12 protein-coding genes are annotated in these 13222 nt (G+C 63.7%); 6 read left to right on the top strand and 6 right to left on the bottom strand.

The annotated features are described in order from the left end of the window. Positions 1-100: 100 nt before the first annotated feature. The gene (locus tag ROS217_RS03865; RefSeq protein WP_009816357.1) at positions 101-1318 is read left to right on the top strand and encodes a M24 family metallopeptidase; all 1218 of its coding nucleotides are present in this window, start codon (positions 101-103) and stop codon (positions 1316-1318) included. A 228-nt stretch (positions 1319-1546) separates the two neighbouring features. Here ROS217_RS03865 and ROS217_RS03860 read toward each other — a convergent pair whose 3' ends face one another. Continuing rightward, complete coding sequence (locus ROS217_RS03860) at positions 1547-2455, bottom strand: serine/threonine dehydratase (RefSeq protein WP_009816355.1); 909 nt, start codon at positions 2453-2455, stop codon at positions 1547-1549. Between the two features lie 80 nt (positions 2456-2535). On the opposite strand from ROS217_RS03860, the gene ROS217_RS03855 reads away from it, so the two are divergent. Then, positions 2536-3351, top strand: coding sequence for a TIGR00730 family Rossman fold protein (locus ROS217_RS03855; protein WP_009816354.1), 816 nt, complete (start codon positions 2536-2538; stop codon positions 3349-3351). Between the two features lie 79 nt (positions 3352-3430). On the opposite strand, the gene ROS217_RS03850 is transcribed toward ROS217_RS03855, so the two are convergent. After that, positions 3431-4465, bottom strand: coding sequence for a succinylglutamate desuccinylase/aspartoacylase family protein (locus ROS217_RS03850; RefSeq protein ID WP_009816353.1), 1035 nt, complete (start codon positions 4463-4465; stop codon positions 3431-3433). Positions 4466-4607: 142 nt separating this feature from the next. Between ROS217_RS03850 and ROS217_RS03845 the strand changes: the two genes are divergently transcribed. Beyond that, a complete protein-coding gene (locus ROS217_RS03845; RefSeq protein ID WP_009816352.1) occupies positions 4608-5210 on the top strand; it encodes a methyltransferase domain-containing protein in 603 nt (200 codons plus the stop codon). A gap of 283 nt (positions 5211-5493) precedes the next feature. On the opposite strand, the gene ROS217_RS03840 is transcribed toward ROS217_RS03845, so the two are convergent. Continuing rightward, the gene (locus tag ROS217_RS03840) at positions 5494-6147 is read right to left on the bottom strand and encodes a peroxiredoxin (protein ID WP_009816351.1); all 654 of its coding nucleotides are present in this window, start codon (positions 6145-6147) and stop codon (positions 5494-5496) included. A 132-nt stretch (positions 6148-6279) separates the two neighbouring features. Here ROS217_RS03840 and ROS217_RS03835 point away from each other — a divergent pair, with 132 nt between their 5' ends. Further along, the gene (locus ROS217_RS03835) at positions 6280-7722 is read left to right on the top strand and encodes an aldehyde dehydrogenase family protein (RefSeq protein ID WP_009816350.1); all 1443 of its coding nucleotides are present in this window, start codon (positions 6280-6282) and stop codon (positions 7720-7722) included. A gap of 4 nt (positions 7723-7726) precedes the next feature. Beyond that, a complete protein-coding gene (locus ROS217_RS03830) occupies positions 7727-8452 on the top strand; it encodes a glycosyltransferase family 25 protein (protein ID WP_009816349.1) in 726 nt (241 codons plus the stop codon). 9 nt (positions 8453-8461) lie between these two features. Here the strand turns inward: ROS217_RS03830 and preA are convergent, their stop codons facing one another. The 3 genes from preA to ROS217_RS03815 all read right to left on the bottom strand — a co-directional run bounded on the left by preA (position 8462) and on the right by ROS217_RS03815 (position 12305). Continuing rightward, a complete protein-coding gene (preA, locus tag ROS217_RS03825) occupies positions 8462-9766 on the bottom strand; it encodes an NAD-dependent dihydropyrimidine dehydrogenase subunit PreA (protein WP_009816348.1) in 1305 nt (434 codons plus the stop codon). A gap of 3 nt (positions 9767-9769) precedes the next feature. Beyond that, entirely contained in the window at positions 9770-11098 is a 1329-nt protein-coding gene (locus ROS217_RS03820) for an NAD(P)-dependent oxidoreductase (RefSeq protein WP_009816347.1), read from the bottom strand. Positions 11099-11273: 175 nt separating this feature from the next. After that, positions 11274-12305 carry a quinoprotein relay system zinc metallohydrolase 2 gene (locus ROS217_RS03815; protein WP_009816346.1) on the bottom strand — a complete coding sequence of 344 codons (1032 nt, stop codon included), beginning with the start codon at positions 12303-12305 and terminating at the stop codon, positions 11274-11276. A 78-nt stretch (positions 12306-12383) separates the two neighbouring features. Here ROS217_RS03815 and ROS217_RS03810 point away from each other — a divergent pair, with 78 nt between their 5' ends. Further along, complete coding sequence (locus ROS217_RS03810; protein ID WP_009816345.1) at positions 12384-13217, top strand: quinoprotein dehydrogenase-associated SoxYZ-like carrier; 834 nt, start codon at positions 12384-12386, stop codon at positions 13215-13217. Positions 13218-13222: the final 5 nt, after the last annotated feature.

Raw genomic sequence — 13222 nt, 5'->3', positions numbered from 1 at the left:
GGCATTTCGTTTTCTTATTCTCAGATCAAACCTATTAATTTTGTGTAGAGCATCTTTGCTGGTAGCGGAGAGATATCCAAGCCAGTGAGGAGTGACCCAAATGCTTGACGACATGCTGCACGTGACCGAATGGCACAACGGAGAAAAGGAATTTTCGCCCTTTTCCGACAATGAAATGGCCCGCCGCCAGAACGAATTGCGCGTCTGGATGGCCGACAACAATGTCGATGCGGCGCTCTTCACGTCCTATCACTGCATTAACTATTACTCGGGCTGGCTCTACTGCTATTTCGGTCGCAAATATGGCATGGTCATTGACCAAAAGAACGCCACGACGATTTCCGCAGGCATCGACGGCGGTCAGCCGTGGCGCCGGACCTTTGGCAGCAACGTCACCTATACCGACTGGCGGCGCGACAATTTCTATCGCGCGGTGCAGGGCCTGACCAAGGGCGCCCGCCGTGTGGGCATCGAGTTTGACCATGTCTCGCTCGACTACCGCCAACTCTTGCAGGATGCGCTACCGGGCGTCGAACTGGTGGACGTGAGCCAGCCCTCGATGTGGATGCGCACCATCAAATCCGCCGAGGAAATCAAGCTCATCACCGAAGGCGCGCGCATCTGCGACGTCGGCGGCTATGCCGTGGCCGGTGCCGTCAAGGCAGGCGTGCCCGAGCATGAGGTGGCCATCGCGGGCACCAACGCGATGATCCGCGAGATCGCCAAATCCTTCCCCTTTGTCGAACTGATGGATACCTGGACATGGTTCCAGTCGGGCATCAACACCGACGGCGCGCATAACCCCGTGACCAACCGCGTGGTGCAATCGGGCGACATCCTCAGCCTCAACACCTTTCCGATGATCTTTGGCTATTACACCGCGCTCGAACGCACGCTTTTTTGCGATCACGTCGATGACGCCAGCCTCGACATCTGGGAGAAAAACGTCGCCGTGCATCGCCGCGGGCTGGAACTGATGAAGCCCGGCGCGCGCTGCATGGATATCGCGATCGAACTCAATGAGATGTATCGCGACTGGGATCTGCTGAAATACCGCTCCTTTGGCTACGGCCACAGCTTTGGCGTGCTCAGCCACTACTATGGCCGCGAGGCAGGGGTGGAACTGCGCGAGGATATCGACACCGTGCTGAAACCCGGCATGGTCGTGTCGATGGAACCGATGGTGATGATCCCCGAGGGCCAGCCCGGTGCCGGTGGCTACCGCGAGCATGACATTCTGGTCATCGGTGAAGATGGGGCCGAGAATATCACCGGCTTTCCGTTCGGCCCCGAACATAACATCGTCGGCAAAGGCTAAACGCCCTTGCGCGGCATCTGCGAAATCGTGATTGCAGCGGCCAGCGTCCTGATGACGCTGGCCGCCGTGGCACTTGCTGACCGGCCCGCCATGGCGCTCCTGTCCGGCGCGCGTGGTGCTCGTGCCCCAAAGTGTTTCGGTTTTTCCCTGAAACACCGAAACACTTTAAATCGCTGATTGGGCGCAATTTCGAACCGAAAAAGTCTATCAACTTTTTCTGAAATTGCTTTATGCCAGCGGATCAGGCGCGATATTGCCACCACAGATCAGAACCGCCACCCGCTCCCCCGGCGCAGGCCGATAAGCCCCCGACAAGAGCGCCGCCAGCGCCGTCGCCCCCGCCGGTTCCACCAATTGCCGCAATTCCCGCCACAAGAGCGCCTGCGCCGCGAGAATGGCGGCATCAGAGACCACCACGCTCTGCACCCCCTGCGCCAAATCAAAGCAGATATCCCCGATCCGCCGCGCGCCCAGCGCATTGGCAGCCACCCCCGACACCTCGACATCGACGGGCTGACCCGCCGCCAATGCCGCATTGAGCGCGCAAGAGGTCTCGGGCTCGACCGCCACCACCTGCCGCCGCGCGCCCAGCCAACCCAACGCTCCGGCAATCAGCCCGCCGCCGCCCACGGCAATCAGCACCGTATCGGCCTCCAATCCCTGATCCTCCCATTCCGCCATCACCGTGCCCTGCCCCGCCACGGTCGTCTCGGCATCATAGGGATGCACCACCATCGCCCCCGTCGCCGCCTGCCATTCGGCGGCGCGCGCCGCAGCCTCGGCATAGGCCCCCGGCACCACCTGCAAATCGGCCCCTTGCGCGCGGATGAGCGCGATTTTGGCGGGGCCTGCAATCTCGGGCACGTAAATCCGCGCGCGGTGGCCAAGCCGCGCGGCCGCATAGGCCACCGCCGCGCCATGATTGCCCCCCGAGGCGGCAACGATCCCCGCCTCCGGCACCGCCGCCTGCAACAGCGTGTTGAACGCGCCGCGCGCCTTGAAACTGCCGGTGTGCTGCATCTGCTCCAGTTTGAGCGCGATAGAGAATCCCCCCAGCTCGACCTGCATCACCGGCGTGCGCCGCACATGCGCGGCAATGCGCCCCCCCGCCTCGGAAATCCACCTCTGCCATCCCATCGCTCACACCTCTTTGGCTTTTCTTGATCGGCCAAACCCTATACTCCTGAAATCCAAGACCCAAGCAAGGATCGCCCGCAATGAAAGACGACCGCCTCAGCCAGTTCCGCGATGCCGGTTCCGACCGGTCCACCGCCGAACAGGTGCCCGATACGCCCCAGACCCGCGCCCCGGCCTATCGTCTGGCCTTTGCCGATCCCGATTTCATGTGCCGCGACGAATTGCGCCCCGTGCGGCTGCAACTCGAACTCCTAAAGCCCGAAATGGCCCTGAACGAGCACGGCATCCAGAGCACAGTCGTGCTCTTTGGTGGCGCGCGCATTCCCGAACCGTCGCAAAAGCACACGGCGCGCACCAAGACGCTCGCTGATCTCTCGTCCTATTACGACGAGGCCCGCAAATTCGCGCGGCTGATGACGGAAAAATCCATGGCCACCGACGGGCGCGACTATGTCATTGCCACCGGCGGCGGACCGGGTGTGATGGAGGCGGGCAATCGCGGCGCGGCGGATGCGGGCGGCGCCTCGATCGGCCTCAATATCGTGCTGCCGCATGAACAGGCCCCGAATGAATATGTCACCCCCGGCCTTTGTTTCAACTTTCACTATTTCGCCATCCGCAAGATGCATTTCCTGATGCGTGCCCGCGCCATCTGCGTCTTTCCCGGCGGGTTCGGCACGCTCGATGAGATGTTCGAGGCGCTGACCCTCATTCAGACCGACCGGATGAAGCGCGTGCCCTTCCTGCTCTTCGGTGCCGCCTTCTGGCAAACCATCATCAATTGGGCGGCGCTCTCCGAGGCCGGCACGATCAGCGCCGAGGATCTCGAGCTCTTCCAATTCGTCGAAACGGCGGATGAGGCCATGCAGATCATCAACGATTGGCCCCAAGGCTGAGAGGCCAAACCCGCATGTGTGCTTTTTCTTGGCGCAAATACTCAAGTCGCGCCGCCGCCCCGCAGAGCGGCGGTGCCCCTCAGATGATCTCATCCTCGTCAAACAGCGCCGCCGCCTCAAGATGGGCGCTGATCCCCTCAGCCGCGGCCTCGGCGCGCGGCGTCTCCGCCACATGGCAGAGCGCATCGCCCTCATAGACCACCGGCAGGTTGGTGCGCCCGATGATGATGCCGGTCACATCGGCCACCACCTCGGTCTCGACATCGCCAAAGGCATTGGCCACCGCCCCCAGCACCGTGCCCGGCTGCACCGCCTCCCCCACCGCCAGATAGCCCCGGAACAGCCCGCCACGCGGCGCGCGATACCAGCGCGATCGCGCGGCGCGGATCGGCACACCGCGCGCACGCGGCACGCCCTTGGCGCCAATCATGCCCAGATGCTGCATCACCCGCAGGATACCGCTCACCCCCGCCCGCGCCGCGAATTCGTCAAACCGGAGCCCCTCGCCCCCCTCATAGAGCAGCACGTCAACACCCGCCTGCTCGGCAGCCATCCGAAGCGAGCCCTCGCGCAGCTTCGACTCCATCATCACCGGCGCACCAAAGGCACGACCCAACTCCTCCAGCCGCGCATTGCCCGGCGTCAGCCGGATTTGCGGCAGGTTGGTGCGGTGAATCGCCGCCGAATGCAGGTCGATCCCCACATCGGCCCGCCGCACCACCTGATCCATGAAAATATGCGCCAGTTGCGACGCCATCGAGCCTTCGCTGACCCCCGGAAACACCCGGTTGAGATCGCGCCGGTCGGGCAAATAACGCTTGTGATTGAGAAACCCAAAGGTGTTGACGATGGGCACAGCCAAGAGCGTGCCCGCCATCGAGCTGAGCGGTGCTGCCTTGAGCAGGCGGCGCATGATCTCGACCCCGATCACCTCATCGCCGTGAATCGCCGCCGACACAAACAGCACCGGCCCGCCGCGCCGCCCATGGATCACCTCAACCGAGAGATTGACCGGCGTATGATTGGAGAGCGTGCTCACAGGGATATCGACCCGCGCCCGTGTGCCCGACTCAACGGACACTCCACCGATCTCAAAGGGTTTTCGCCGCGCCATGGCATCCTCGTTTTCTCTGATGCCAAGGCTTAGGCAAATCACGTCAGCCTGTCCATGGTGCTTGCAGACCTGCGCGGCTCTGGTCTTTGCGCGGGATGCATGGCACATCGCTCCGCAACGTCGCCAAGCCGAGAGGCCCCCAATGACCACCGCCCTGCATGACGCACGCCTCCGGGCCGTCTGCGCCGCCGTGCGTGACACGGGCGCGCGCACGCTCCTTGATCTGGGCTGCGGCGCAGGCGATCTCATCCTGCGTCTGGCGCGCTTGCCGGACCTCTCCCGCCTGACCGGGATCGACATTGATCTGGCCTCGCTGCGCGCGGCACAGGCGCGGCTGGCGGACCTGCCCCCCGAGGCCCGCGCCAAGGTGCAACTGGCGCAGGCCTCGATGACCGCCGCGCATCCCAATCTGCGTGGCTATGACTGCGCCTGCCTCGTTGAAACCATCGAACACCTGCCGCTTGGCGATCTCAACCGGCTGGAACACGCGCTCTTTGCCGATATGCGCCCCGGCCATGTGATCGTGACCACGCCCAATGCGGAGTTCAACCCGGTGCTGGGCGTGCCCGCGCACCGCTTTCGCCATCCGGGGCATCATTTCGAATGGGACCGCGCGCGGTTCGCAGGTTGGGCCGAAGGCGTGGCGGCACGCCACGGCTACACAGTCACCCGCCATGACATCGGCGAGACCCACCCCGCCTTGGGCGGGGCAAGCCAGATGGCGGTGTTTGCGCGGCTGGGGTGAGGTCGATAAGAGCAAACGTCAGCCCCAATCACCCCCGCGCGGAACAAGGCGCGGCACGCGCCGCCGCGCGATCGCTGGGCCGCCCGTCGCACCGAAGGTGCGCCGCTTTAAATCGGCACGCCTTTGGCGTGACGGCCTAGCGATTTGGAGAGCGAGCGCATCGCTGAGGGGTTACACGGATTTTGCTGGCATAAAGTGGCATCCACTGCCGTTGCTTCGCTAGTCCCCGGCCCAGCAACCGCGCGGCTACCCACGCGGTGCCAAAGCCTCCCTCAGACCCAAACTACCCCTTCAAACTGGTCTTTCTCAGATACGGCAAGACCTTCTCAAAGCTGCCGAACTTGGCCTCCGCATCGGCATCGCTCAGGCTGGCCGGGATGATCACATCCTGCCCCACGGTCCAATCCGCCGGTGTCGCCACGCCATTGCGCGACGTGGTCTGGAGCGCATCGAGCGCGCGCAGCACTTCCGCGAAATTGCGCCCCACGGTCATCGGATAGGTCATGCTCAGCTTCAACTGCTTGTCCGGCCCGATGATAAAGACCGAGCGCACCGTGGCACTGTCATTGGGCGTGCGCCCATCGGGCAGATAGGCCTCGGCGGGCAGCATGTCGAAGGCCTTGGACACCTCCAGCCCCGCATCGGCGATGATCGGGAACCGCGCGGCACTGCCGCCCACCTTCTCGATGTCGCCCTTCCACTTGCGATGGTCCTCGACCCCGTCCACCGAGACGCCGATCACCTTGCAGCCGCGTTTCTCCCATTCTTCGGCCAAGCGCGCCACAGCGCCGAATTCGGTGGTGCAGACAGGGGTGAAATCCTTGGGGTGAGAAAACAGAATCGCCCAACTGTCGCCAATCCAGTCATGCAGTGATATCGTGCCCAAATCGGTCTCTACGGTCAAATCCGGGATCACATCATTGATACGAAGGCCCATAGCAGCATCCTTTCTCGTGTTGTTTCAGTCGTCGGCGGCAATTTGATCAAATTACGGCCTCCGCTAGTTTCCAACCTTGCAGGTCGGCATCACCCCTGACAGAGTGCCGCCAAATCACTGGAGGTCAATACCATGATCGAGAAACGTCAGTTCTACATCAATGGCGCTTGGGTCAATCCCCTCGCGGCAAAAGATCACAAGGTCATCAATCCCTCGACCGAAGAGCCCTGCGCGGTGATCTCTTTGGGCGGTCAGGCCGACACCGACGCCGCCGTCGCCGCCGCCAAGGCGGCCTTTCCGGCGTGGATGGCCAGACCACCCGCAGACCGCATTGCCTATGCGGAGAAAATTCTCGAGGCCTACAAGGCTCGCGCCGAGGATATGGCACAGGCCATCAGCCTCGAAATGGGCGCGCCCATCGACATGGCCCGCGAACAGCAGGTCGGCGCCGGAAGCTGGCACATCGCCAATTTCATCACCGCCGCCCGCGATTTCGCCTTTGACGAACCGCTTGGCGATCACGCGCCGAATGACCGCATCATTCACGAGGCGGTGGGCGTTGTCGGCATGATCACCCCGTGGAACTGGCCGATGAATCAGGTCACGCTCAAGGTGATCGCGGGTCTCGTGGCCGGTTGCACCATGATCTTGAAACCGTCTGAGGAATCACCGCTCAATGCCGTGATCTTTGCCGAGATCGTCGATGCGGCCGGCCTGCCCAAGGGCGTGTTCAACCTCGTCAACGGCGATGGCGTGGGCGTGGGCAGCCAACTGACCGCGCATCCCGATGTCGACATGATCAGCTTTACCGGCTCGTCGCGCGCCGGGCGCATCATCTCCAAATCCGCCGCCGACACGCTCAAACGTGTGAGCCTTGAATTGGGCGGCAAGGGGGCCAACCTGATCTTTGCCGATGCCGATGACAAGGCAGTCAAGCGCGGCGTGATCCGCTGCATGAACAACACCGGCCAATCCTGCAACGCGCCCACCCGGATGCTGGTGCAGCGCGAGATTTACGACTCTGCGGTCGAGATTGCCGCCGAGGCCGCAAACGCGATCACCGTCGGTTCCGCCCAAGAGGCCGGTCGCCACATCGGCCCGGTGGTCAATGAGGTGCAGTTCAACAAGATTCAGGACCTCATCCAACAGGGCATCGACGAAGGCGCGCGGCTGGTTGCAGGCGGCACCGGGCGTCCGGACGGGCTCAACCGGGGCTTCTATGTGAAACCCACGGTCTTTGCCGATGTCACCAATGAGATGACCATCGCACGCGAGGAAATCTTTGGCCCAGTCCTGTCGATCATCCCCTTTGATACCGAAGAGGACGGCATCCGCATCGCCAATGACACGCCTTACGGCCTCACCAACTATGTGCAGACCGGTGATCCGGCGCGGGCCAACCGGCTGGCGCGCGCCCTGCGCTCGGGCATGGTGGAAATGAACGGCCAATCGCGCGGCGCCGGCTCGCCCTTTGGCGGCATGAAACAATCGGGCCACGGGCGCGAGGGCGGCAAATGGGGCATCGAGGATTTCCTCGAGGTCAAATCCGTCTCGGGCTGGACCCCCGGCGCCTGACCGCGTGACCGGGCGCGCGTTCGTCTTGCACCTGCCGCGCGCCAGTGCGCGGCGCGAGGCGGCGCGCGCCCTTCTCGCCTCCTGCGGGCTGGAGGGCGAAATCTGGTCCGCCGTCGATGGATCGAGCCTGTCGTCCAACGAGCTTTCCGCGACGGTCGGAGCGGGCATTTTCGCGCCCCCTTATCCCTTCGCGCTCAAAACCAGCCAGCTCGGCTGCTTTCTCAGCCATCGCCAGATCTGGGCCGAGATTGTCCGGCGTGATCTCGACTATGGGCTGATCTTCGAGGATGACGCGACGATTGATCCCGTGGTTTTCGCGCGCGCTCTCGCTCTGGCGCGGGCGCAGATCGACGATCTGGGTTACATCCAGTTCCAGACGCAAGCCCTGCGCGGACCTGCGCGACTGATCGACACCAATGGCGGCTGCGCGCTCAGCCTGTCCCTGGTCAGCGGGCTGCGCAGCACGGCGCAGATGGTAGGTCGTGACGCCGCTGCCCATCTGCTCAGCCTGACCGAGACCTTCGACCGCCCGGTTGATTGCCTGATCCAGAGCCATTGGCACACGCGCCTGCGCCCCGCCGGGATTTACCCCTCGGGCGTATCCCGCAACGCCGAGACGGTCGAGCGAAAGCCCCCGCTCACACAGATCTGGGCGCGCTACCTCTACCGCCGCGCCATCCGCCGCGCCGCACGCCACAGCCCAGCGCCTATTACGGGCGGCCTGGTGTGATCTGCCTGCCTATTCCGCCGCACATCGCCCGGGATTGTTGGGGTGGGTTGTCCAGTTGGCATATTCCTCCCGCACCACCTCGCCGGTGCGCGGATCGACCATACCCGCCGCCATCCGCTCCATCGTGATGCAGCCCTCGATCGGGCAAACATTGACGCAAAGGTTGCACGCGACGCACTCGTCATCCTTGACGGTAAACACCCGATCCTCGGACATCGCAATCGCCTGATGACTGGTATCCTCGCAGGCGGCATAGCAGCGCCCGCAGTTGATGCAGTCGTCCTGATTGATCTTGGCCTTGGTCACGTAATTAAGGTTGAGATCCTTCCAGTTGACCACATTCGGCACGGCGCGCCCGACCAGTTGGTCAACGGATGTGAATCCCTTGTCATCCATATACTGCGACAGGCCGGAGATCATCTCCTGCACGATCTTGAAGCCATAGGTCATGGCCGCCGTGCAGACCTGCACATTGCCCGCCCCAAGTGCCATGAATTCCGCCGCATCGCGCCATGTGGTGACCCCACCGATACCGCTGATCGGCAGGCCCGCCGTGGCCGGGTCCCGCGCAATCTCGGCCACCATGTTGAGCGCGATGGGTTTCACCGCCGGGCCGCAATAGCCACCATGCGCGCCCTGCCCGTCAATCGTCGGCTCCGGCGCAAAGAGATCGAGATCAACGCTGGTGATCGAATTGATCGTGTTGATCAGGCTCACGGCATCGGCGCCGCCTTCCTTGGCGGCCTGCGCGGGCTTGCGGATATCGGTGATATTGGGGGTCAATTTCACGATCACCGGCAGGTTCGAGTGCTTCTTGCACCAATAGGCCACCTGCCCCACATATTCCGGCACCTGCCCCACGGCGCTGCCCATGCCGCGCTCGCTCATGCCATGCGGACAGCCAAAATTCAGCTCGACCCCATCGCATCCCGTATCCTCGACCCGCTGCAATATCTCGCGCCAGGCGTCCTCGTTCACCGGCACCATCAGGCTCGCAATCAGCGCACGATCCGGCCAATCGCGCTTGACCCGGCGCATCTCTTTCAGGTTCACCTCCAACGGGCGATCCGTGATCAACTCGATATTGTTGAGGCCCAGCAGACGCCGGTCAGCGCCATAAATCGCCCCATAGCGCGGCCCGTTCACATTGACCACCGGCGGTCCCGCCTCACCCAGCGTCTTCCAGACCACGCCGCCCCAGCCCGCCTCGAACGCGCGGCGCACGTTGTATTCCTTGTCCGTGGGCGGGGCCGAGGCCAGCCAGAACGGATTGGGCGAGGTGATGCCGATGAAGTTGGTTGTCAGGTCCGCCATGGCTCAGCCCTCCGCCATCAAGGTTGCGTGGATGTCTTCAGCAGCGTCACGGCCTTCGGCCACCGCCGTGACCGTCAGGTCATCGCCCCCCGCCGCACAATCGCCCCCGGCCCAGACGCCGGGCAAAGAGGTGCGCCCGCGGTCTGAAACGGCGATCTTGCGCCCGTCCAGCGCGGGCAAATCGGCCCCCTCAAGCGTCTGACCAATCGCCTTGAACACCTGATCGGCGGCAAGGCGAAACCGCTCGCCCGTCGGCCTCAGATCATCATCGCTATATTCAAACTCGACCTCGCGCACGGCCCCATTGCCATGCACGGCAATGGGCGTGGCATTGGTCACGATCCGCACGCCCTTTGAGGCTGCCAAATCCTGTTCATAGCGGCTGGCATTCATCCGGTCGCGTCCACGCCGGTACACCAGCGTGACATTGAGCGCGCCCAAGAGTTTGGCCTGCACGGCGGCATCCACCGCCGTCATGCCGCCGCCGATCACCACCACATCACGTCCCACCGGCAGGCGGCTCAGATCATCGGCCTGCCGCAACTCCGAAATGAAATCCACCGCGTCACGCATCCCCTCGCGATCCTCGCCTGCGAGGCCCAGCGCATTGACCCCGCCCAGCCCAATGCCAAGAAAGACCGCATCGTGGTCCTGTCGCAACTGATCCAAGACAATCTCGCGCCCCAGACGCTGCCCCGTGGCCAGAGTGATCCCGCCGATCTGCATCAGCCAGTCGACCTCACGCGCCGCGAAACTGTCGGTGCTCTTGTACGCCGCGATGCCGAATTCATTAAGACCACCGGGCTTGGCGCGCCCATCATAGAGCGTCACGTCATGGCCCTTCATCGCCAGACGGTGCGCACAGGCCAGACCCGCAGGCCCCGCCCCCACTACCGCGACACGCCGCCCTGTCGGCGCGGCACGGCGAAAGGGATGCACGCCCTTGTCCATCAGCCTATCCGTGGCATAGCGCTGCAACCGCCCGATCAGCACCGGCTGCCCCTCGGCTGCCTCACGCACACAGGCCTCTTCGCACAGCGTTTCCGTGGGGCAAACGCGCGCGCACATGCCGCCAAGGATGTTCTGGCTGAGGATCGTCTTGGCCGCCGCCTCGGGCGTGCCGGTGGCGATCTGCCGGATAAAGAGCGGGATGTCGATCGAGGTGGGGCAGGCGGTGATGCAGGGCGCATCATGGCAGAAATAACAGCGATCCGCCGCCACCAACGCCTCGTGATCATCAAGCGGGGGATGCAGATCGGTGAAATTGCCCTGCAAGGCGGCGGCATCAATCCGGCCTGCGACGATACCCGGGGCGAGTTGGCGATCTCTCATGGCGTTCTCCGGTCAAGGATGGCTGAGGATCAGTATTCCACGATTCTAAATTTTATCAATTGGTAAAATTTATGACCGGCTGAAAAACCTGCGCCGCCGCAAGATACGGTGCGAGCCGATTAAAATTTCGGCAGACGCGCTGCAAGCCACGCAGAACCGTTACCCCAACGCGGGCCTATTCCCACTCCAATTCCGTAAAGGCCGCCGTCACGTTGCGTTTGTGAAAGAGGTCAAAGAGCGCCCAGCGTCCCGCCTCGCCTTGACCGACCGTCTCAATCGCCTCACCCAACCGCAACCCCTGCGACACCGCCGCGCGCGTCTCGTCGCGCAAAACCTCCAGATAGCGCCGCAGATCAGCCGCCCCCTCGGGCCACTCCAGAACCGGCCCGCCATGCCCCGGCACGATGCGCGCGGGTTCCGGCATCCCCATCGCCTCCAGCACGCGCAACCACCCCAGCACCGAGCCATCCAAGGCCGGGCTATGCGCGTCAAACACCAGATCCCCAGTGAAAAGCGTCGCCGTTTTCCGGTCGAACACCGTCACATCGCTCTCGCTATGCGCTGTTTCCCACGCCACCAGATCCAGCACGCGGCCCCCCAGATCGACCTCGGCACGCTCACCGATCCCCTCGCCCACCTCCGGCACCCGGCTACCGATGAACCCCGCTCCCATGAGCCGCGCAAAGGCGGTCTCATAGGTCTCGGCCCGCGCCGCAAGCGCCTGCCCCAGCTTGCGATGCCCGACGATCTGCGCGCCCGCCTCAACCATGACCGCAGCCCCCATCACATGATCGGGGTGCATATGCGTCAGGATCATATGCGTGATCGGTTTGTCCGTGACCTGCCGCACCGCCAGATAGACCGCCTCGCCAACCGCGCGACTGCCTCCGGCGTCAATCACCGCGACGCTGTCATCCCCGATAATGAATCCGATATTGGCGACATCGCCCAGATTGTCCGGCGTCACATCTTCCACCTGCCCGCGATGCACATAGACGCCCGGCGCGGCCTCCTCGAACACACGCCCGCTCTCGGGCCGCGCCACGCAGTCAAACGCACTCGCCCGCAGCGCAGCGCCCCAGTCCGGCGCGATCTCCTCGGCCCGCGCCATGGCCTGCGCACAATCCGCAGCGCCCACCGGCAAAAGCCGCGTCTCGCACGTCTCGGGGTTGGCCACCAGACAGAGGCTCAGCACGATCTCGAACATCTCGGAGCCCTCGCAAAACTGCTACCAAAGGTTGATACAATTTGCGCGGGATCTGTGCTATTGTCCAATGGTGCGAGTATGCCCGATCCGGAGGTGCCGATGACCCGATTTCCCCTGACCGCCCTTTGCCTGAGCCTCACGCTCGGGACCGCCGCGCTGGCCGAAGAGCCGCGCAATCCGCTACAGGATGGCGAGACATGGGACTATCTGCGCGCCGACATTCTCGACGCAGGCAAGGCGCTCAGCTCCGGTGCGATCTTTGCGGTCGATGCGCCCTACCGCGCCCATGACGCGGCCACCGTGCCCGTGGTCGTCACCCAAACCGATCAGAGCGTGGGGCCGATCACCACGCTCAAACTCGTGGTCGATGAAAACCCGGCCCCGCTTGCCGCCGAAATCACCTTTGGCCCCGCCATGGCCCCGCTCAGCTTTGAGACACGCGTGCGGGTCAATGCCTATTCCAACCTGCGCGTCGTCGCCGAAACTGCCAGCGCCAGCTATATCGACGGGCGTTTCGTCAAGGCCGCCGGTGGCTGTGCTGCCCCCGCCACCCGCGATCCCGAGGTGGCGCTTGCCCATATGGGTGAAATGCGCCTGCGCCATTTCGATACCGCCCCGGTCCAGATCGGCAGCCGCCGCGACGCGCAACTGATGATCCGCCATCCCAATTACTCGGGCCTGCAACGCGACCAGATCACCCAGCTCTTTGTGCCTGCGCATTTCATTCAGGATCTGACCGTCTGGCAAGGGGACGAGATGCTCTTTTCCCTGACAGGCGGCATTTCGATTTCCGAGGATCCGGTGTTCCGCTTCAGCTATACCGACAACGGCACGCCGGATCTGCGCATCCGGGCCGAGGATACCGAGGGCAATGTGTTTGAAGACCTGCTGCCCAAGGCCGGTGCGTCCTGATCCGC

The sequence above is a fragment of the Roseovarius sp. 217 genome (genome assembly GCF_000152845.1).
GTDB lineage: Bacteria > Pseudomonadota > Alphaproteobacteria > Rhodobacterales > Rhodobacteraceae > Roseovarius.
This window is presented reverse-complemented; position numbering and strand designations above follow the sequence as displayed.